Source organism: Chryseobacterium phocaeense, from assembly GCF_900169075.1.
GTDB lineage: Bacteria > Bacteroidota > Bacteroidia > Flavobacteriales > Weeksellaceae > Chryseobacterium > Chryseobacterium phocaeense.
Genome location: NZ_LT827013.1, coordinates 240724 through 262066, shown reverse-complemented (window position 1 = coordinate 262066; position 21343 = coordinate 240724). Strand labels below are relative to the sequence as shown.

The 21343-nt window shown below is 39.7% G+C and carries 15 protein-coding genes; 1 reads left to right on the top strand and 14 read right to left on the bottom strand.

What is annotated here, in order from left to right; genetic code table 11:
- Positions 1 to 9 precede the first annotated feature (9 nt).
- From B7E04_RS01105 to rplK, 13 genes are all read right to left on the bottom strand, one after another.
- Positions 10 to 351: a hypothetical protein gene (locus tag B7E04_RS01105; RefSeq protein ID WP_228439768.1), complete on the bottom strand. Its 342-nt coding sequence runs from the start codon at positions 349 to 351 to the stop codon at positions 10 to 12.
- Between the two features lies 1 nt (position 352).
- Positions 353 to 1195, bottom strand: coding sequence for a DUF5777 family beta-barrel protein (locus B7E04_RS01100; RefSeq protein ID WP_080776744.1), 843 nt, complete (start codon positions 1193 to 1195; stop codon positions 353 to 355).
- A 126-nt stretch (positions 1196 to 1321) separates the two neighbouring features.
- Positions 1322 to 1972 carry a Crp/Fnr family transcriptional regulator gene (locus tag B7E04_RS01095; RefSeq protein ID WP_080776923.1) on the bottom strand — a complete coding sequence of 217 codons (651 nt, stop codon included), beginning with the start codon at positions 1970 to 1972 and terminating at the stop codon, positions 1322 to 1324.
- Between the two features lie 246 nt (positions 1973 to 2218).
- Positions 2219 to 2524, bottom strand: coding sequence for a DUF3467 domain-containing protein (locus B7E04_RS01090; protein ID WP_034723398.1), 306 nt, complete (start codon positions 2522 to 2524; stop codon positions 2219 to 2221).
- A gap of 87 nt (positions 2525 to 2611) precedes the next feature.
- Positions 2612 to 6877 (bottom strand): DNA-directed RNA polymerase subunit beta', encoded by a 4266-nt coding sequence (rpoC, locus tag B7E04_RS01085; protein ID WP_080776742.1) that lies wholly within the window; start codon positions 6875 to 6877, stop codon positions 2612 to 2614.
- Between the two features lie 113 nt (positions 6878 to 6990).
- On the bottom strand, positions 6991 to 10812 hold the full coding sequence (gene rpoB, locus B7E04_RS01080; RefSeq protein ID WP_080776739.1) for a DNA-directed RNA polymerase subunit beta: 3822 nt from the start codon (positions 10810 to 10812) through the stop codon (positions 6991 to 6993).
- A 447-nt stretch (positions 10813 to 11259) separates the two neighbouring features.
- Entirely contained in the window at positions 11260 to 13857 is a 2598-nt protein-coding gene (locus tag B7E04_RS01075) for a T9SS type A sorting domain-containing protein (RefSeq protein ID WP_165439390.1), read from the bottom strand.
- Between the two features lie 45 nt (positions 13858 to 13902).
- Positions 13903 to 15405 (bottom strand): hypothetical protein, encoded by a 1503-nt coding sequence (locus B7E04_RS01070; RefSeq protein WP_139785304.1) that lies wholly within the window; start codon positions 15403 to 15405, stop codon positions 13903 to 13905.
- A 128-nt stretch (positions 15406 to 15533) separates the two neighbouring features.
- On the bottom strand, positions 15534 to 16067 hold the full coding sequence (locus B7E04_RS01065) for a hypothetical protein (protein ID WP_139785303.1): 534 nt from the start codon (positions 16065 to 16067) through the stop codon (positions 15534 to 15536).
- 276 nt (positions 16068 to 16343) lie between these two features.
- Entirely contained in the window at positions 16344 to 16712 is a 369-nt protein-coding gene (gene rplL / locus B7E04_RS01060; protein WP_076781873.1) for a 50S ribosomal protein L7/L12, read from the bottom strand.
- Between the two features lie 46 nt (positions 16713 to 16758).
- The gene (gene rplJ, locus B7E04_RS01055) at positions 16759 to 17355 is read right to left on the bottom strand and encodes a 50S ribosomal protein L10 (protein WP_062650140.1); all 597 of its coding nucleotides are present in this window, start codon (positions 17353 to 17355) and stop codon (positions 16759 to 16761) included.
- A 17-nt stretch (positions 17356 to 17372) separates the two neighbouring features.
- Positions 17373 to 18065: a 50S ribosomal protein L1 gene (gene rplA, locus B7E04_RS01050; protein WP_040997412.1), complete on the bottom strand. Its 693-nt coding sequence runs from the start codon at positions 18063 to 18065 to the stop codon at positions 17373 to 17375.
- 11 nt (positions 18066 to 18076) lie between these two features.
- Positions 18077 to 18523: a 50S ribosomal protein L11 gene (rplK, locus tag B7E04_RS01045; RefSeq protein WP_062650142.1), complete on the bottom strand. Its 447-nt coding sequence runs from the start codon at positions 18521 to 18523 to the stop codon at positions 18077 to 18079.
- A gap of 199 nt (positions 18524 to 18722) precedes the next feature.
- Here rplK and B7E04_RS01040 point away from each other — a divergent pair, with 199 nt between their 5' ends.
- Entirely contained in the window at positions 18723 to 20588 is a 1866-nt protein-coding gene (locus tag B7E04_RS01040; RefSeq protein ID WP_080776734.1) for a BspA family leucine-rich repeat surface protein, read from the top strand.
- Between the two features lie 80 nt (positions 20589 to 20668).
- On the opposite strand, the gene B7E04_RS01035 is transcribed toward B7E04_RS01040, so the two are convergent.
- Positions 20669 to 21337 carry a hypothetical protein gene (locus B7E04_RS01035; protein WP_080776921.1) on the bottom strand — a complete coding sequence of 223 codons (669 nt, stop codon included), beginning with the start codon at positions 21335 to 21337 and terminating at the stop codon, positions 20669 to 20671.
- Positions 21338 to 21343: the final 6 nt, after the last annotated feature.

Sequence of the window (21343 nt, the reverse complement as noted above, 5' to 3'; positions counted from 1 at the left end):
CAATAATTTTTAATTTTCAACAAGCCCGTCGGATTTCCATTTTATGAAGGTATTGATTTGGGTCTGGGATAATGATCCGCCCTGAGGCATCTTTCCGGGATCTCCAACGGGTCTCTGGATTCTGTCCAGAATCCCGTCGATATTATTTTTAACATCATTATAGGTCGTAAGAGGTTTAAAACTTGTTGCAGAATGGCACCCGATACAGTTGTTATCTACAATGGTTTTCACCTCAGTATTATATTTCACAAGGACAGTAATGGGTGTATTATCTGAAATTTCCTCATAGGTCCTGCTGTCACAAGCAATTAACAAAGCGGCTGATGACAATATGTATAATATCTTTTTCATTTTAAAAAACTCTATAAAGATTAAACCCAAAGAAAATCTGACCTTTTCCCCACTTTCCTGTTGCATTGGACAAATATCCTATATCCGAATTGAGCTGGGAATTGGTGAATAAAAGCTGGAAAACGTGCCCTCCTGTTTCTATATCAAGTCCTAGTGACAACGGGTTTTTATAAAAGCTGTGGTTATCGAAATTCACAAAATACTCTGCATTTACAGAAATTCTTTTTGAAATTTTATAACGGCCACCCAAACCGGCCAGAAATTGATTTTTGTCTTCTATTGCCGGATCGTAAAGGTTTTTATGAACGTAAGAAGGCGTCAGCTGCAAAGAAAGTTTATCACTGAATCTTCTCGAAATCAGGGCTTGGGTAAGGTAGGAAAGCCTGTCGCTGAATCTCAGATGTGGATAATTGTCTTTGTCCAGATCTGTATTCAGACCCATCACGTTGTAACCCACAATATCTACGGGAAAACGATCATTTTGCTCCACCAACTTATACTTCACTGCGCCTTCAAATGTCTTGAGGTTGGTTTCCCTGGAAAGGCTCACCGAAACTTTGTCCGTTACCCCATAGATCACACCCAGTTTAGTGGAAGCATCATCAAGCCCAAAAAAGTTTTTGAATCCGGTACTTATATCTCCGAAACGGTGGGCAACCACGATGTACCACTCATTTTTTGCGGAGAGTTTAGTGGATTGCCCCGTAACAATCTGAAGTGCTTTAAATGCGGGCTGGGAAACTTCTGTAGTTGTTTTTAGTGTGTCAATATCCTTCAACAGATCTTCCTGTGCAGAGACGAGACCTGAAGCCAATACCGACAAAAATAAGAGAGTTTTTGTCATATGCAATTTCAATTAAATTATGATATGACAAACTTATCGAGTTATGGACTCAAAAATGTGTGATAAAAGTCACCGACCAAATAGTTTTTATCAATGATAAATATAAAAGCTTTAAAACAATGTATATTAGATCGATCTAACATTTTCATTTATAGGCATTTTAATACCTTCTTTGGTCTGTACAATTTCGCCTTCATTTTCAACTTTTTTCAGCACTCTGCTGATCACTTCCCTGGAGGTTCCCAGATTACTGGCAATTTCACGGTGGGTGATCTTTACGGGATTATTACCGGTGACTGCAATTTGCTGTCTGATATAACTCAGCACCCTTTTGTCCAGCCTGTGAAAAACGGCATCATTCACCATATTCATAACGTCTGAGAAGCGTCTGTCATATTCATTGTAAAATATCCTGTTGATCTCCGGAAACCTGATCAGCCATTCCTGAATAACGGAAACAGGAATTAAGACAACTTCAGATTCTTCTTCCGCTACGGCATATACCCTGCTTGTATAATCCGTAAAAATGGAAGCAAAGGTCATAAGACAACTGTCATTGGGCTTTATGTAGTAATAGATGAGTTCCCGGCCATCATTAAGGGTGAATACTTTGATAGATCCCCTGATGAGGAAGGGTACATATTTGTTTTTTTGTCCTTCCCGTACAATTTCAGTTTTTGCCTTTATATCAGTAATAATGGCATTCGAGTGCATTTCATTTAAAAAATTTTCTCCAAGAAACCCAAATTTATCGCGAATAAATTGATTATTTATCATATCTGCTATCATTTTCTAAAGCAAATATATAAAATTGATGTATCCGTATACTAAAAATAATATTCTTTGATGATATATTAAAAAAAACCTGCAAACTACATAATTATCAAGAATATTTTAAATTAAAACATGCCTTAAGACCAATATTATCAATAATAGACGGTAATTATCATAATTATGAAATATCACAATACAAAAAAATGCCTCAGTTTCACTGAGGCATCCTTATTTATGATAAGAAAAATCTTATGCTTGTACGTTGTTTCCTCCTAATACGAAAGGCTCAACTTCTTTGATTTCTCCGAACTGCTGCTCATAGTTAGCAATGTTCTGTTGAAGAGCAGATAATACTCTTTTAGCATGAAGCGGAGCAAGAATAATTCTTGATCTTACTTTAGCCTGCTGTACCCCCGGCATTAATTGGATGAAATCTACTACGAATTCGGATGGAGAATGGTTTACCAAAGCTAAGTTAGCATAAACTCCAGCAGCTACCATTTCGTTTAATTCGATGTTGATGTTTCCGTCTTGTGGATTTTGATTGTTGTCCATTGTTATAAATTATGTTTTTAAAATTCGAAATTTGAGATTGTGAAAATATAAAAATAAATCCACATCTCAAATTTCAAATCATTAATTTTAGTTAAGGTCTTCGAATTCTTTCTTAGAGCCTACAATTACATTCTGGTATTCTTTAAGACCTGTTCCTGCAGGGATTCTGTGCCCTACGATTACATTTTCTTTAAGACCACTCAGGAAGTCGATCTTACCAGCAACAGCGGCTTCGTTCAATACCTTAGTGGTTTCCTGGAATGATGCTGCAGACATGAATGACTTGGTCTGAAGAGCTGCTCTTGTAATCCCTTGCAATACAGGCGTTGCTGTTGCAGGAAGTGCCTCTCTTACTTCAACCAGAGCCTGATCTTCACGCTTCAGTTTAGAGTTTTCATCTCTTAATTCTCTTGCCGTAATCATCTGACCTGGTTTGAATTCTTTAGAATCACCAGCTTCTACTACTACTTTAAGACCGAATACTCTGTTATTTTCTTCAAGGAAGTCGAATTTATGTTCCAATGCACCTTCAAGGAACTGAGTATCACCTCCATCCACGATAGATACTTTCGTCATCATCTGTCTTACGATGATTTCGAAGTGCTTATCGTCAATTTTTACCCCTTGCAGACGGTAAACTTCCTGGATTTCATTCACAAGATATTCCTGAACGGCTGTTGGACCTTTAATTCTTAAGATATCGTCCGGTGTAATAGAACCGTCGGAAAGCGGAGAACCTGCTCTTACGAAGTCATTCTCCTGAACAAGAATCTGGTTAGATAATTTAACTAAATAAATTTTTCTTTCTCCTGTTTTAGCCTCAACAATAAGTTCACGGTTACCTCTCTTGATTTTTCCGTAAGAAACTACCCCGTCGATTTCAGTAACCACCGCTGGGTTTGAAGGGTTTCTTGCTTCGAATAATTCGGTAACTCTCGGAAGACCTCCGGTAATATCCCCTGCTTTTGCAGATTTTCTCGGGATCTTGATCAGGACTTTACCAGCCTTGATTTTCTCACCATCATTTACCATTAAGTGGGCTCCTACCGGTAAGTTGTAAGCTTTTTGCTCAACTCCTTTGGAATCTACCACCTTCAGGGTAGGTACGGCTTTCTTATTTCTTGATTCAGAGATTACTTTCTCTTCGAATCCTGTTTGTTCGTCAATTTCCAGCTGGAATGAAATACCCTGGATAATATCTTCGTATTCAACCTTACCGGAAGTTTCTGCAATGATTACCGCGTTATACGGATCCCACTTACAGATTACATCTCCTTTCTTCACTTTATCTCCCGGCTTCACGGAAAGTACGGAACCGTAAGGTACGTTGGCAACCATTAACGGCGTTCTGGCTTCGTTATCCGCTACCAATCTGAATTCCGTTGAACGGGACACCACAACTTCCGCCGTGTTACCGTTTTCGTCTTCAGAAGTAATGGTTCTTACCTCATCCATTTCAACGATACCGTCTCTTCTTGCTACAATAGATGGGTTTTCAGAAACGTTACCTGCAGTACCCCCCTGGTGGAAGGTTCTCAAGGTAAGCTGAGTACCCGGCTCCCCGATGGATTGTGCTGCAATAACTCCTACTGCTTCACCCATGTGGATCATCTTACCTGTTGCCAGGTTTCTACCGTAACATTTCGCACAGATTCCTTTCTTGGTTTCACAGGTAAGCGGTGAACGAACTTCAACAGATTCCAATCCTGCTGCTTCAATTCTCTTCGCCAATGCTTCATTGATGATCTGATCTGCCTCAGTGATTAATTCGTCTGTTTCCGGATCGTAGATATCATGAAGAGAAACTCTACCTAAGATTCTTTCGGAGATTTTTTCAACGATCTCGTCATTTTTCTTAAGTGCAGTTACTTCTGTACCTCTTAAAGTACCACAGTCATCTTCAGTAACGATAACGTCCTGAGCAACGTCTACCAGTCTTCTTGTTAAGTAACCTGCATCGGCAGTCTTAAGAGCGGTATCCGCAAGACCCTTACGGGCACCGTGGGTAGAGATAAAGTACTCAAGGATGGAAAGACCTTCCTTAAAGTTGGCAAGGATCGGGTTTTCGATGATCTCCGCACCGGTAGATCCGGCTTTCTGCGGTTTTGCCATCAAACCTCTCATCCCTGATAACTGACGGATCTGTTCTTTGGAACCCCTCGCACCTGAATCAAGCATCATGTACACAGAGTTGAATCCACCCTGGTCAGATTTCATTCTGCTCATGATCATTTCAGTTAATCCTGCGTTGGTGTTGGTCCAAACGTCAATTACCTGGTTATAACGTTCTGTATCTGTAATAAGACCCATGTTATAGTTGGCTCTGATTTCATCTACAGTTTCAATTGAAGTAGCAATCATCTGCTTTTTCTCAACAGGAACCACAATGTCCCCTAATGAGAAGGAAAGACCTCCTTTGAATGCGTTTGAATACCCTAGGTCTTTCATTGCATCAAGGAACTTCACAGTGGTAGGGAAATCTGTATCAGCAAGGATCTTACCGATAACATTTCTTAATGATTTTTTAGTTAAAAGCTCATTAATATATCCTACCTGTTTAGGTACAATCTGGTTGAACAGGATTCTACCCACAGAAGTTTCGATCAGTCTTGTAACGATTTCCCCGTCTTCTTTAACAGGAAGTCTACATCTTACTTTAGCATTTAAAGATACTCTACCTTCTGCATAAGCGATTTCTGCTTCTTCCGGAGAATAGAATGCAAGGCCTTCACCTTTTACTTTCATATCTTCTGTAGAGCTTAATTCTTTAGTCATGAAATAAAGACCAAGAACCATGTCCTGAGAAGGTACGGTAATAGGGGAACCGTTTGCAGGGTTCAGAATGTTCTGAGATCCCAGCATTAGTAACTGAGCTTCAAGGATCGCTTCTGGTCCTAACGGTAAGTGTACCGCCATCTGGTCACCATCGAAATCCGCGTTGAATGCTGTGGTTACCAACGGGTGAAGCTGAATTGCCTTACCTTCGATCATCTTTGGCTGGAATGCCTGAATACCCAGTCTGTGAAGGGTAGGTGCCCTGTTCAACAGAACCGGATGGCCTTTCATCACATTTTCAAGGATATCATATACAACAGGTTCTTTTCTGTCGATGATTCTCTTGGCAGATTTTACCGTTTTTACAATTCCTCTTTCGATCAGTTTTCTGATGATAAACGGTTTGTAAAGTTCTGCTGCCATATCTTTAGGAATACCGCACTCGTGAAGCTGTAAGTTCGGACCTACAACAATTACGGAACGCGCAGAGTAATCTACCCTTTTCCCTAGTAAGTTCTGACGGAAACGACCCTGCTTACCTTTCAATGAATCTGAAAGTGATTTCAGTGGTCTGTTTGATTCAGATTTTACGGCAGAAGATTTTCTTGTATTATCGAATAATGAATCTACTGATTCCTGAAGCATACGCTTCTCGTTTCTTAAGATTACTTCCGGAGCTTTGATCTCCAATAGTCTTTTCAGACGGTTGTTTCTGATGATTACCCTTCTGTAAAGGTCATTTAAGTCAGAAGTTGCGAAACGTCCTCCATCCAATGGAACCAATGGTCTCAGTTCCGGTGGTATTACAGGAAGTACACGCATAATCATCCACTCCGGTCTGTTGATCATTCTTGTATTGGCACCTCTCAATGCTTCTACAACGTTCAATCTTTTAAGAGCTTCAGTTCTTCTCTGCTTGGAACCTTCGTTGTGAGCTTTGTGTCTTAAATCGAAAGACAATGCATCAAGATCGATTCTTTTTAAAAGATCTTCTACAGCTTCAGCACCCATTCTGGCGATGAATTTGTTCGGATCGGAATCATCAAGATACTGGTTCTCTACAGGAAGGGTTTCCATGATATCCAGGTATTCCTCTTCTGTAAGGAATTCCATAGCATCAAAATCAGAACCGTCTAATTTTTTAGCAATACCCTGCTGGATCACTACATATCTTTCGTAGTAGATGATCATGTCTAATTTCTTAGAAGGAATTCCTAAAAGGTAACCGATTTTGTTCGGTAAGGAACGGAAATACCAGATGTGCGCGATAGGAACCACAAGACCAATATGCCCGATTCTTTCTCTACGTACTTTTTTCTCCGTAACCTCTACTCCACAACGGTCACAAACAATCCCCTTGTAACGAATTCTCTTGTATTTACCACAAGCACATTCGTAATCCTTTACAGGACCGAAGATTTTTTCACAGAACAACCCGTCTCTTTCAGGTTTATGCGTTCTGTAGTTAATAGTTTCCGGCTTTAAAACTTCCCCTCTGGACTCCTGAAGAATGGATTCCGGTGAAGCTAAACCGATGGTTATTTTATTAAATCTACTTGATTTATTTTTATTTGACATAATTTAATTTTTGATTAAAAGATTAAAAGATTGAAAGATTTAAAAATTCCTTCGCACTTATTATCTCTGAGTTTAATTAATGCTTTAATTTTTTAATAATTAAATCTTTTAATTTACTCTTCCAATCTTACGTCTAATCCAAGACCCTGCAGCTCGTGAAGCAATACATTGAATGATTCCGGGATACCTGGTTCAGGCATAGATTCACCTTTTGCAATGGCTTCATAAGTTTTCGCTCTACCAATCACGTCATCCGACTTCACGGTTAGGATCTCTCTAAGGATATTCGATGCTCCGAATGCCTCAAGAGCCCAAACCTCCATCTCTCCGAATCTCTGACCACCGAACTGGGCTTTACCTCCTAACGGCTGCTGAGTAATCAATGAGTAAGGTCCAATAGAACGTGCGTGCATCTTGTCATCTACCATGTGACCCAGTTTCAGCATGTAGATTACCCCTACCGTAGCCGGCTGAGTAAATCTTTCCCCGGTACCACCATCATAAAGGTGCGTGTTACCAAATTTAGGAAGACCTGCTTTTTCTGTGTACTCCGTGATCTGATCAAGACTAGCTCCATCGAAGATCGGTGTAGCGAACTTCATTCCCAACTTCTGACCAGCCCATCCAAGAACGGTTTCGTAGATCTGACCGATGTTCATACGGGAAGGTACCCCAAGTGGATTCAATACGATATCTACCGGTGTTCCGTCTTCAAGGAATGGCATATCTTCTTCACGAACGATTCTTGAAACGATACCTTTGTTACCGTGACGTCCTGCCATTTTATCCCCTACGTTCAGTTTACGTTTCTTAGCGATATAAACTTTAGCCAATTTCATGATACCTGCCGGTAGTTCGTCCCCGATTGAAATTGCGAATTTCTCACGGTTTTTAACTCCCTGGATATCGTTGAACTTGATTTTGTAATTGTGAATTAATTGTTTAACCAATTCATTCTTATCATTATCTACAGTCCAGTCCGCACCGCTTACGTTTACATAGTCTTCAACTGAAGTCAGTAATTTATGAGTGAATTTCACACCTTTTCCGATGATTTCCTCATCAAGGTCATTGGTAACTCCCTGAGAAGTTTTACCGCCTACCAGTGTATTTAATTTTTCAATTAATGTATTTCTCAACTCATCAAACTTAGCCTTGTAAGTGTTTTCAATTTCTTCAAGTTTAAGTTTTTCTTCAGTTCTTTTCTTTTTGTCCTTAATGTTTCTTGAGAACAATTTCTTGTTGATCACAACACCTCTTAATGATGAATCCGCTTTCAATGAAGCATCTTTTACATCACCGGCTTTGTCACCAAAGATGGCTCTCAAAAGTTTTTCTTCAGGAGTAGGGTCTGATTCACCTTTTGGAGTGATCTTACCGATCATGATATCTCCAGGCTTCACTTCAGCCCCGATTCTGATCATACCGTTCTCGTCAAGGTCTTTGGTTGCTTCTTCGGAAACGTTAGGAATATCTGCCGTCAATTCTTCCATACCTAATTTGGTATCACGAACTTCAAGAGAATATTCATCTACGTGGATAGAAGTAAACCAGTCTTCACGTACTACTTTCTCGTTAATTACGATTGCATCCTCAAAGTTATATCCTTTCCAAGGCATGAACGCTACCACAAGGTTTCTACCCAGTGCCAGTTCTCCGTTTTCAGTAGCATAACCGTCGCAAAGTACCTGACCTTTCTGTACCGTTTCACCTACTCTTACGTTTGGTCTTAGGGTAATGGTTGTACTCTGGTTGGTTTTTCTGAACTTAGTCAGGTTATATGTTTTAGTAGCAGACTCGAATTGTACTAAATCTTCGTCATCGCTTCTTTCATATTTAATAATGATCTTATCAGCATCCACATATTCTACAAGACCTGTACCTTCAGCATTGATCAAAATTCTTGAATCTTTTGCCACCTGCTGTTCCAGACCTGTACCTACGATTGGCGCCTGAGGCTTCAATAGAGGAACGGCCTGACGCATCATGTTTGATCCCATCAAAGCACGGTTCGCATCATCATGCTCCAGGAACGGAATTAATGAAGCTGAAATACCGGAGATCTGGTTTGGAGCTACGTCGATAAGGTTCACCTGGGAAGGTTCCACTACCGGATAGTCACCATCCAGTCTTGCAATAATTCTGTCTGTTAAGAATTCTCCGCTGTCATTCAGTTCTACGTTCGCCTGGGCAATTACTTTATCTTCTTCGTCTTCAGCATTCAGATAGATAGGGTCTGCGTTAAGGTCGATCTTACTGTCTTCTACTTTTCTGTATGGCGTTTCGATGAATCCTAAGCTGTTGATCTTAGCATAAATACCTAGAGAGGAAATCAAACCGATGTTTGGTCCTTCCGGAGTTTCAATCGGACAGATTCTTCCATAGTGGGTATGGTGAACGTCACGAACCTCGAAACCTGCTCTTTCTCTTGATAAACCACCTGGCCCTAGTGCAGAAAGTCTACGCTTGTGCGTGATTTCTGAAAGCGGGTTGGTCTGGTCCATGAACTGAGAAAGCTGGTTGGTCCCGAAGAACGAGTTGATTACTGATGTTAAAGTTTTTGCATTAACAAGATCAAGAGGAGTAAAGATTTCGTTATCTCTAACGTTCATTCTTTCCTTAATGGTTCTTGCAATTCTTGAAAGACCTACCCCAAACTGTCCTGCAAGCTGTTCTCCAACAGTCTTGATTCTTCTGTTTGACAAGTGGTCAATATCATCAACTTCAGCTTTAGAGTTGACAAGCTCGATCAGGTGTCTTACAATTGCAATGATATCTTCTTTTGTAAGGACCTCAGTAGTTGTAGGGATATTAAGACCTAATTTCTTGTTCAGTCTGTAACGTCCAACTTCCCCTAATGAGTATCTCTGCTCAGAGAAGAATAATTTTTCAATGATTCCTCTTGCTGTTTCCTCATCTGGCGGATCTGCATTTCTTAACTGACGGTAGATATACTCTACCGCTTCTTTTTCAGAGTTGGTAGGGTCTTTCTGTAATGTATTCTGGATGATAGAGAATTCATTGCTGTTTTCTTTGTGAATCAAAATAGATTTCACACCGGCGTCAAGAATAAGATCAAGGTGTTCTTTTTCAAGAATTGTTTCTCTATCCAGGATGATTTCGTTTCTTTCGATAGAAACTACTTCACCTGTATCTTCGTCTACGAAATCCTCGAACCATGTGTTCAATACTCTCGCAGCCAATGTTCTTCCTTCTACTTTTTTAAGGGCAGCTTTGGAAACTTTCACTTCTTCAGCAAGGTCGAAGATCTGAAGGATATCCTTATCAGATTCATAACCGATGGCTCTTAAAAGGGTAGTTAATGGTAACTTTTTCTTACGGTCGATATACGCGTACATTACGCTGTTGATATCAGTTGTAAATTCCATCCAAGATCCTTTGAAAGGGATAATTCTTGAATAGTACAGTTTGGTTCCGTTAGCGTGGTAAGTCTGTCCGAAGAATACACCAGGTGAACGGTGAAGCTGCGTAACAATAACTCTCTCTGCACCGTTGATGATGAAAGATCCACTAGGCGTCATATAAGGAACCGGGCCTAAGTATACATCCTGAACCACAGTCTGGAAATCCTCGTGCTCAGGGTCTGTACAATACAATTTAAGTCTTGCTTTAAGAGGCACTGAATACGTCAATCCTCTTTCCACACACTCGTCAATTGAATAACGTGGAGAATCTACCAGATAATCAAGAAATTCCAATACGAATTGGTTTCGGGAATCCGTAATAGGGAAATTTTCCTGGAAGGTTCTGTATAAACCTTCGTCTGTTCTGTCTTCCGGAAGGGTATCAAGCTGGAAAAAATCTTTGAAAGACTCAAGCTGGATGTCCAGGAAGTCCGGAGTGATGATTTTTCCTTTAGCTGATGAGAAGTTAATTCTCTGATTCCCCCTTGTTGTTGCTGTTGTTTTACTCATAAAACTTTTAAGAAAGGGTTAAAAAATATTTTGATTTATTAAAAAATATCAGGAGTAGAAAATGAAAACAGAGAAAGATAAAAGACTTCAAATGTTTGGCGCTATTAGAAATAGTCTTTATTCTTTTTTCTTTATTCTCAGAGTCTTATTCCTAACTGCAACACTGGTATATCTTTTCACAGCGTAATGCAAAATATTTTTATTACTTTTGAGGCAGATTAGCCGTAGTACCTATATACGGAAACCTCTTTCATTATTTTCCATGAAAGAGCTGATTTTCAGTATATTATAGATTTACAAACAATTATTCGCGCCAAAAGAGGGACAAAGGTACAAAATTCTACTCACATACACAAATAAAACCTCTTCATTTTGAGATCATTAAATATATTCAAATAAAAAAGGCCGTCCTGAAGGACAGCCTTTCACTATAGAAAATATGAAAAATTATTTTACAATGATCTTGTAAGATTTCACTGTTGATTTCGTTTCTATCTTCACAATATAAATACCCGCCGGTAAAGATGCCGTATTGATCTGAGCATTACCCGAGAATTTATCTGTTCTGATCATCTGTCCCTGAGCAGAGAACAATGAATATGTTCCGCTCTCCTGAGACTTCACATTAAGGTTGTCACCTGATTTTACCGGGTTAGGATATACTTTAATATCATCAGCTACTGAAGCAACCTCTGAAGCAGTAATACCTTTTGCTGCACTTATCAGTCCGTTTTTCAACAGGGTAGCATAAGGTGAAAGCGGAGAATTTGGTGCCCCTCTGTTCACAAGATCAGTATCTACCACTGCCTGAATACCATCTTTATCAGAATCGCTGATTGTTGAGATGAATCCAAATCCTAAAGTATCGAGGTTACCTTTACCGATTTTATGTAAATCATATTCTACTCCGTTGGAAGTCAGATCCAGGAAGTCAGGAACTCCGTCACCGTCTGTATCTTTGATAGGATACTTCATAACCCCTGAATCAGGAGAAGTTTCCAGGATATCAGCGATACCGTTTGTACCCACAGGCACATTTTTATCAATCACCCCGTTACGGTCTGCGTCTATCTGGCTGATCACAGAGCTTGGAATACCAGATTCGAACAGATCTAAAATACCGTCATTATCGGAATCAAGGTCTAAGTAATTGGCTACACCATCACCAAGGATAGTAACCACCGCAGGATCACCGTCTACATCATCATCTTCATAAATTCCATTTTGGTTGGTATCTTCTTCTGCAGTATCCGGAATACCGTCTCCATCAGAATCATTATCACAAGCATCAACAATACCATCTCCATCAGAATCAATGGTAGGAGACTTATCATTTACTGCTGTACACCCTTCCGCACAATCAGGAATACCATTTCCGTTCAGGTCTATACTGTCATTTCCGTTCGGGCACTGGTCAAAGCAGTTAGGAACCCCGTCATTATCATCATCTCTACTGGCAAATGCATTATAGATATTGTAGTTCTGAGGAAAACGCACTCCTGTACCACTATAGAAAGTAATTTTCATACGGTTGAAAGGCTTGGTAGCTTTTCCTCCTACATAGAATTTATTGGAATTCGTTGTGAAGAAGTTTCCACTGATCAAGCTTCCTGTACTTGTAAAGCTGTCGGTTTGTGTATTATTATTGTAAAGGGTTACCGTAATATTTTCCAGAACGCTTACCCCGATCAGGTTGGCTGCTTTTTCCAATGTGAATCCCGCATAAGTATTGGCAGGAAGCAAAGAATTGGTGTTTACTGTAGCATATGCAGAGAAAATACTTAAGAATGACGCTGCAGGAATAGTTGCAGTAGCATAGTTAGAAGTATTGGTATCTACGATATTTCCCGGATTTATCATTTTAGCCAGGATAAGACCAAAAAAGCCAGGCCCTGAAGTCCAGTTAGCTCCTGTTGTCAGGTTACCCGGAATAGCGGAACCGCTGGTCTGAATTTTATCATCACATTCGCAAGATGCAGGCTCTTCAAATGCATAATACACTTTTAAAGCGCCTAAGTTCACCCCTAAAGTCTGGGTAATTTTTAAACGAACCTCATTAAAAGGTTTTGTAGTGGTAACTGATACTTTCTGTTTTCCGGATCCAAATCCTAAAACTTTAATATTGATCAGACCACCTCCATCTGATAATGTTCTGGAATCCTGCAGTTTCCCGAATAAATACGTTTCAACAGTAATATTCTTAAGGAATTCCGCACTTAAAAGCTTTCCTTCATCATCAGGAGAAATCACAAAACCTGCTTTGTTTCCTGCCGGATACACCTGGTTCTTATCTAAAACTCCAACTGAGTAAGATCCTAAAAGTCCTGCAGGAAGCACAATAGATCCGTAAGAGTTTTTATCTCCATCCCCGATTCTTTCTCTGTTCTGAACATAAGAAAGCGGAGCAAGGAAACTGCTGCTTCCTGAGATATTGCCATCTACACCGCTTCCTGCGATAATATCATCACAGATCCCATTGTTATCAACCGGTACTTTAGCAGGATCAAATGCAAATGCATAGTATACATTCATTGCACTGAATATAGACAATACATTGGTCTGGTATAATCTCACCTCGTCAAACTCTCTTGTCGTCTTAAAGTGAAGGAAGATTCTGTTTTTGCTTCCCCCGAAAGCCGGCACTGACAGAAGTGTTGAGCTGGTTGTAGATTCCTGGAGAACACCATTTTTATAGGTACTGATTCTCAAAGAGCTTAAAAGATCAATTGTAATAAAGCTGGTTCCAAGATCTACATTGAATCCGGTAATATATCCCGCAGGATAAGTAGTATTCGTGTTTTTTACGGATATCCCGTTTCCGCTCACTAAGGAAGCAAAGTTCCCCATGCTTACCTTGTTATTCAGGTCTGCATCTATTACAGGATTCAAGCTCCCGTTATAGCACGCCAGGCAGATTCCTGAATTGTTGACAGGCTTTGCTTCCACCCCCATACCTCTGATGGGTGTATAGCCCTGTGCCATTACAACTGCCGAAAAAAGTACCAGGACAACTTCCGTCAGTTTCCGAAATAATTTTTTAGTCATTTCTTGTTTCATTTTTTTGTTTTATAAAGTGTTTTTAAATTTTTTTTAGTTTAATTGTGCCCATGCAAAAGCTGTAGCAGAAGTTCTTCTGCAGCCCTGGAAATTTCCTGAAGTTGGTGCTGTTGCAGAGTTTACTACATATCTTATGGATCCTTCGTTGTTAGCATTACAACTCATCGTGGCATCAACTGTCCCAACAATCTGTACTGCTTTGGCTACTTTAACATCAGCTTCCTGACTTGCCGTAAGCAATGTATTAACTCCTACAAAAGATTGCAGCACATTCCCGCTGGTAGTATCCTGTGCATTGAAAATATGGTATTTATTAGAGTAAATATTGGATCCCGGAGTGGTTCCCGCAGGACCGATAAAACTGTTGGCAGGATATGAACCGGCGTTAAATCCGTTTCCGATGATATTGAAATTTCCACCGGAAGTATTCTTGAAGCCCATAGCGGTTCCTCCCTGGATATTATTGCCACTTCCCAGCGCATATCCTCCCAGCGTGGTATTGCCATAACCTACAGCCACTCCATTCTGATTGACCGTATTTCCTTTTCCGATGGCAACTGCCGTATTCGCATGCGTTGGCTGTCCTCCTGAATTCACTGTATTATTATACCCCAATGCAATCGCATTGTTATACGTAGCTGTTGTATTCACTGTATTTTTGCTTCCCCAGGCCAGGTAAGAGTCCCCATCTGTTCCTCCACCGGTTAAAGAGCCGGTTGAACTGCTGATGACCCCACGAATGGTTCCGTTGGCAACGAAAACCAGATCATTGGCATTCTGGGTTCCTAAATATTTAAGGTTGGTAACGCCGCTTGCCGCACTTCCCACTGAAGCACTTACATTGGCAGCAGTAACATCGGTGTTCCCGGTCACACGCCAGTCGCTTGACTGAACAACAGGAGTGGAAGGCACCCAGTTGGTTCCGTTAAAAGTAAGAACCTGCCCGTTAACCACTGATCCTAAATTCCCAAGAGGTGAACCATTGATTTTAGCTACTGTTGTAGTTCCCAAAGTTCCCACTACATCTCCATTGATTGCCAAAGCCGCCGCTGAAAAGTAATTCGGACCTGCAGCTGCTGCCGTATTATTCCCGAAAATAGTATTTGCCGGAGCATTGGTTAGGTTAAAAGATAAAGCCGGAGTGCTGGATGCGTTGGCTACTGAGGTAGTAAATAAAGGAGTAAGATTTCCTGAAGAAAAACTAGTTACAGCATTAGCTCCTGTAGAAGTTTTTACCCATACGCTTCCATCAAAGTAATAATATCCTGCAGCTGTTACATTCACAGTTTGGCCTGCCGGTGCGCTGTCCGCCTGTGTTACATAAACCATTGCTCCATTCTGAGCTGATGTGTACGTTTTAGCTCTGAGCTGATTCCCGGTAAGCCTTGGTGCAATAATTCCGTCCAGCTTAGCGGAGTTGGAAGGAAATCCTACAACATCAAGGGTTGCCTGTCCCTGATTTGTATTAATTCCTACTTGTGCGCTAATTCCAAAATACAAGGAAAAAGCAGCGAGTGTCAATAATCTGTTTTTCATTTCTAGTGATATTTGTCTTTTTTTTGTGTGTGTTTTTTTAATATGAGTGGCCTTTTTCACTCTGGCAATGAGTGGAAATGACAATTTTTCGTTGAAGTAAGTGGATTGTAAGTCTGCTCCGTTACAGTTTAAGAGGTTTTATCCGGAAAATCTATAATAAAATTAAAACCCTCACGAATTTCAGCATCACCTGCGGCATATCTACCGGCTTTGCGATGATAGTCTGTTTCAATACCCAGATGCAATGGCTTCACGTACCTTACACTGGAATACAGCTTGGAAGACATTAAAGCAGGAGGATGGTAAGGTCCATTTCCTACTTGGGCGTCATTAAAAAATATTACATGGTTGATCTCCTGATTATACCTTTTAAAGTAAGTCTTATTGCGGCTTTGTGTTCCTGCATATAATTTTAGAGAGAATTTATTGAAAGATGGAAGTAATCTTTCTGTAGTGCAGCTGGCGTCCCCGGTCTGCTTTGTATAATTATGAAACGCTATACTGTTATCAAAACAGTTGGTTTCATCAGAATAACAGGCTGACACAGCAGTTTTATTTACTACTGGAGAGGTCGTGCTGAGATTTCCAATCTGCAATGCAGCCAGCATACTGATACAACATGCCATAGCAGAGCCATAGAAGATAAAGTAACTTCTTTTCAAATTATGTGTGTGTTTTTTTTCGGTACAAATATAGCAATTTTTTAATCAAAACAATATTTTGGTATCAAAAATTAATAACAAATAAGCAATTCTATGAATAATATTTTTATCATTATGTTAAATATTATCAATTTGATAATCATTTTTAAATATGAAATAATTTATAACAAACATATTCCAATACACATAGTAATTATCACTGGCTTTCAGCGCCATACGAATACAAAAAAGCCCGGACATTTCTGTCCGGGCTCCTTATTTTATAGTAAATTGAAATTATTTCAATTCTACTTCAGCACCAGCTTCTTCTAATTGCTTCTTAAGAGCTTCAGCTTCGTCTTTAGATACACCTTGCTTGATTGGAGCAGGAGCACCGTCTACGATATCTTTAGCTTCTTTAAGACCAGCACCAGTTAAATCTTTTACTAATTTAACGATAGCCAATTTAGAAGCACCTGCAGACTTAAGAATTACATCGAATTCAGTCTTTTCTTCAGCAGCCTCACCTGCACCACCTGCAGCAACTACTACAGCAGCAGCAGCTGGCTCAATTCCGTACTCATCCTTAAGGATAGCAGCTAATTCGTTTACGTCTTTTACAGTTAGGTTTACTAGCGTTTCAGCTAAATTTTTTAAATCTGACATTGTTGTAATGTTTTTGTTGATTATTTATTTAATTTTTTGAGTGTAATTATTCAGCAGCTGGCGTTTCGTCAGTGCTTTCTGCAGCAGGAGCTTCCGGAGCTTCAGCAGCAGGAGTTTCTTCCACAGCAGGTGCAGCAGCTTCTTCAGCTTTAGCTTCTACTGTTTCAGGTTTGTTTTGAAGAGCAGAAACAACTCTCTGAATCGGAGACTGAAGTAATCCGATGATTTCACCGATCATTTCTTCTCTGGACTTGATGTTTGCTAACATCTCCAGGTTGTTGTCACCAATATAGAAAGTTTCCTGAACGAAAGCAGACTTTAATGCCGGCTTCTCATCCTTCTTTCTGAAGTCTTTGATTAATTTTGCAGGAGCGTTTGCAGTCTCGGAAATCATAATAGCTGAATTTCCTTTGAAAGACTGGAACATCTCAGAGTAATCTACTCCTTCAATTTGCTCCATTGCTTTTTGTAAAAGTGTATTTTTTACTACTTTCACTTTGATATTTTGCTTGAAAGCCTGTCTTCTGAAATCAGAAGATTTACCAGCGTTCAAACCTTCCAGATCTGCTACATAAACTACTTTTGCATCCTGAAGCAAATCTTTGATCTCTTGTATTGCTACAACTTTTTGGTCTTTTGTCATTGTCTTAAGGATTATTATTAGTTAACAGATTTAGTATCAATTGCAATACCCGGGCTCATTGTAGAAGACAAATAGATGCTCTTCACATAAGTTCCTTTAGCAGCAGTAGGCTTCATTTTGATCAAAGTCTGGATCAATTCCTGAGCATTTTCCTTGATTTTAGCAGCATCGAAAGATACTTTACCAATACCAGCGTGGATAATACCGTATTTATCAACTTTGAAATCAATTTTACCTGCTTTCACTTCAGTTACTGCTTTACCAATTTCCATAGTTACAGTTCCTGATTTAGGGTTTGGCATAAGACCTCTTGGACCTAATACTCTACCTAATGGACCTAATTTACCCATAACAGCCGGCATCGTAACGATAACGTCAACGTCTGTCCAACCTTCTTTTATTTTTTGTAAATATTCGTCAAGACCTACATAGTCAGCTCCCGCTTCTTTCGCTTCAGCTTCTTTATCCGGTGTAACCAATGCTAAAACTTTAACATCTTTACCGGTACCGTGAGGAAGAGATACTACCCCTCTTACCATCTGGTTTGCTTTTCTTGGATCTACTCCAAGTCTTACAGCGATATCTACAGAAGCATCAAATTTTGTAGTGTTTACTTCTTTTACAAGAGCAGAACCTTCTTCAAGGTTATAGATTCTTCCTTTTTCTACTTTGCTTAAAGCTTCCTTTTGCTTTTTAGTTAATTTTGCCATTTCTAATAGTTTTAAGCGTTAAAAGTTGGTTTAGTTCCTGTTACTCTTAATCCCATAGATCTAGCAGTACCTGCAACCATAGAAACTGCAGAATCTACTGTAAAGCAGTTAAGGTCAGTCATTTTATCCTCAGCGATTTTCTTCACCTGATCCCAAGATACAGAACCTACTTTGTTTCTGTTTGGTTCTCCGGAACCTCCTTTGATTTTAGCCGCATCCATTAACTGGATTGCTGCAGGTGGAGTTTTAATTACGAATTCAAAAGATTTGTCTTCGTATACTGTAATTACTACAGGTAAAACTTGCCCTGGCTTATCTTGGGTTCTCCCGTTAAATTGCTTACAAAACTCCATGATGTTCACACCTGCAGAACCTAATGCCGGACCTACTGGTGGAGAAGGGTTAGCTGCGCCACCTTTCACCTGAAGCTTTACCATTTTAAAGACTTTCTTAGCCATTTTTAATTTTTTTAGTTTGAATAATTAATGAGTTTGGAAGCATTTATTATTCAGTAGATTACCTACTCACATACAGTAAATCTACTTTTCGGACTGCAAAATTATAAAATATTTTTGAAATAGCAAATGGAATGTGCTGATTTTTAGAAAGAATTATTAAATATTTTTTTTAATTACATTTACAGTAAAACTAAAATCCATGAATGCCAAATCTTTATTCCTGAGTCTGTTTTTTTTACTATTCTCGCTTATAAAAGCACAGAATGAATTCATCACGATTTGGAAGCCAAGCAATACCGGTCCCTTTCCTACAACCACTACAGCAAATCAGATTCTCTTTCCGGGAATTGGAACAGATTATGAGATCTATTGGGAGGAAATAGGGTATCCTACTCATCATGGAACACTTAGCCATGTTACATCCATGCTGGGAGCTCCTCTTTTAATTGATTTCGGAACACCTTCCAATCCCGTCGCCAATAATGCTACTTATACGTTGAAAGTAAGTGACGGAAGCGGAATCTTTCACCGCATCTGTTTTTACCCACCAACAATGACTGTACGGGGAGATCTTTACAAAATCACGGAGGTTGCACAATGGGGGAATATTAAGTGGTCCAGTATGGAAAATGCTTTTCTTCACTGTGAGGAAATGGATGTCACCGCCACAGATATCCCCTATTTGAATGATGTTACCAATATGTCAGGGCTTTTTTCAGGATGCTATAAACTCGTGGGAAATCCTTCTTTCAATACATGGGATGTCTCTCACGTAACCAATATGCACCAGGTTTTCAACTTAGCCCGAAAATTCAACCAACCTATCAGCAGCTGGGATGTCTCCAATGTCACAGACATGTCATTGATGTTTTGTAACGCCGAACTGTTTAACCAGCCCATTGGAGTCTGGAATATTTCCAATGTGACCAATATGGAATGGACCTTTCTTTACAGCAGACAGTTTAACCAGCCTCTAGCTAACTGGGACACTTCGAACGTCACCAATATGAGCTATATGTTTGGCGGAACGGAAGCATTTAACCAGCCTCTCGAGAACTGGAATGTTTCCAATGTAACAGATATGTCAGGAATGTTTTATTTTACGGGAATGTTTGACCAGCCTCTGGCAGGCTGGAACACTTCGAATGTAACCGATATCAAATATATGTTTAGTAAAACTGCCAAATTTAATCAGCCCATTGGAAACTGGGATACTTCGGCGGTAACGGATATGGAGGGAGTTTTTAGCGAAAGCCAGGCTTTTGATCAACCCATCGGAAACTGGAATACTTCCAATGTCACCAGGATGACAGCCATGTTTGCGGCGGCTAAAAAGTTTAATCAGCCTATTAACAACTGGAACACTTCGCAGGTTAACATCATGCACTCTATGTTCTCGCAGACATTAGTTTTTAACCAGCCCATCGGAAACTGGAATACCTCCAATGTGACCAATATGTTTTATATGTTCGCCGACAATCCTATCTTTAACCAGCCGATTGGAAACTGGGATACTTCATCAGTAACAGATATGCGCTCTGCATTTAAAAATGCCACCGCTTTTAATCAGGATTTGCGGAACTGGAATTTATATGCAGTCACACAAATCAATTCCATGCTGGATTCTTCCGCTTTATCCTGTGGCAATTATAATTCTACCCTTCAGGGTTGGGCCAACAACATTTCTACCCCGAATAATCTATCCTTAGGAGCGTCAGGCCTTACGTATTCTACTCCACAAGCGGTAACTGCCAGAAATTCTTTGATCAACTCTAAAAACTGGACCATCACAGGTGATGTTTACAATACGGAATGTAATGTCCTGGCAACTTCCGAAGCCAATCAAAAGCCTGTTCTGAATTTTTACCCCAATCCTGTAAAAAACATTTTATACTTTTCACAGGAATTACAGGAGATTGAAATTTACTCTATGGACGGAAAACTTTTAAAAAGAAATTCAAAAGGAAACCATATTGATGTCCCGGATCTTCTGAAAGGAATATATATTTTAAAAGCCAATGATCTTTCAGGAAACCTGTTGTCCAAAAAATTCATTAAAGATTAATCAGAACAGATAAAAAAAGAGACAGTTTCACTATTGATGAAACTGTCTCTTTTTTGTTTTATTATTTTAAAGCCCGACGATTAAAAACCGGAAGGTTTATTCACAGAACGCGCTGAACCGTTCGTTCCACCCAGATCTGTGGTAATATCACTGATATTCTGTTTTGTAATGAGCCTTTTGTAGGCCATAAGATAAAGGTCTACCGTAAAGTTACTGTAATTTCTCGCAGGATTAGCAGAAGTAAGCGCAATCAGCTTGCTGTCTGTAAATCTCGCCCTGATATGCCATGTTCCGTTACTTTTAAATGAAGTTACATCGGGAGATCCCTGCCTGTTGTCATTGGTTCCGTTATCCCCATAATCCAGGACTACATTGGTTGTTCCATCATTCAGTTTAAACGAATAATTATGAACGACCAGAAGAAATTTATCCGCATCAATTTTCGTATCATAGTCTGTAATTCCGGTACCGGGAATTCCGGTCAGGGAAAGTTTAAGGTAATTAAACAATCCGCTGCTTTCCAGAGTAGGATCATACAGCTGAAGAGAATTTTCAGAAGTCGCTAAAAAGCTTCCTCCGGTCATCGTAGGTTCTCCGGGATTTCTAAGATACAGAGCGTTGGTATACGTGTTTCCGTTTACATCCAGTGTTTCTTTCGGATCGGTGGTTTTGATCCCTACTCTTCCTGTCTGAGCATTAATCAGCATTCCCAGAAACAGGATCACTGTTATATATATTTTTCTTTCCATGATCAT

What these genes read in the sequence shown, in the direction of transcription:
- B7E04_RS01105 (WP_228439768.1), bottom strand. Translation starts at nt 351, where the DNA reads ATGAAAAAGATATTATACATATTGTCATCAGCCGCTTTGTTAATTGCT.
- B7E04_RS01100 (WP_080776744.1), bottom strand. Translation starts at nt 1,195, where the DNA reads ATGACAAAAACTCTCTTATTTTTGTCGGTATTGGCTTCAGGTCTCGTC.
- B7E04_RS01095 (WP_080776923.1), bottom strand. Translation starts at nt 1,972, where the DNA reads ATGATAAATAATCAATTTATTCGCGATAAATTTGGGTTTCTTGGAGAA.
- B7E04_RS01090 (WP_034723398.1), bottom strand. Translation starts at nt 2,524, where the DNA reads ATGGACAACAATCAAAATCCACAAGACGGAAACATCAACATCGAATTA.
- rpoC (WP_080776742.1), bottom strand. Translation starts at nt 6,877, where the DNA reads ATGTCAAATAAAAATAAATCAAGTAGATTTAATAAAATAACCATCGGT.
- rpoB (WP_080776739.1), bottom strand. Translation starts at nt 10,812, where the DNA reads ATGAGTAAAACAACAGCAACAACAAGGGGGAATCAGAGAATTAACTTC.
- B7E04_RS01075 (WP_165439390.1), bottom strand. Translation starts at nt 13,857, where the DNA reads ATGACTAAAAAATTATTTCGGAAACTGACGGAAGTTGTCCTGGTACTT.
- B7E04_RS01070 (WP_139785304.1), bottom strand. Translation starts at nt 15,405, where the DNA reads ATGAAAAACAGATTATTGACACTCGCTGCTTTTTCCTTGTATTTTGGA.
- rplL (WP_076781873.1), bottom strand. Translation starts at nt 16,712, where the DNA reads ATGTCAGATTTAAAAAATTTAGCTGAAACGCTAGTAAACCTAACTGTA.
- rplJ (WP_062650140.1), bottom strand. Translation starts at nt 17,355, where the DNA reads ATGACAAAAGACCAAAAAGTTGTAGCAATACAAGAGATCAAAGATTTG.
- rplA (WP_040997412.1), bottom strand. Translation starts at nt 18,065, where the DNA reads ATGGCAAAATTAACTAAAAAGCAAAAGGAAGCTTTAAGCAAAGTAGAA.
- rplK (WP_062650142.1), bottom strand. Translation starts at nt 18,523, where the DNA reads ATGGCTAAGAAAGTCTTTAAAATGGTAAAGCTTCAGGTGAAAGGTGGC.
- B7E04_RS01040 (WP_080776734.1), top strand. Translation starts at nt 18,723, where the DNA reads ATGAATGCCAAATCTTTATTCCTGAGTCTGTTTTTTTTACTATTCTCG.
- B7E04_RS01035 (WP_080776921.1), bottom strand. Translation starts at nt 21,337, where the DNA reads ATGGAAAGAAAAATATATATAACAGTGATCCTGTTTCTGGGAATGCTG.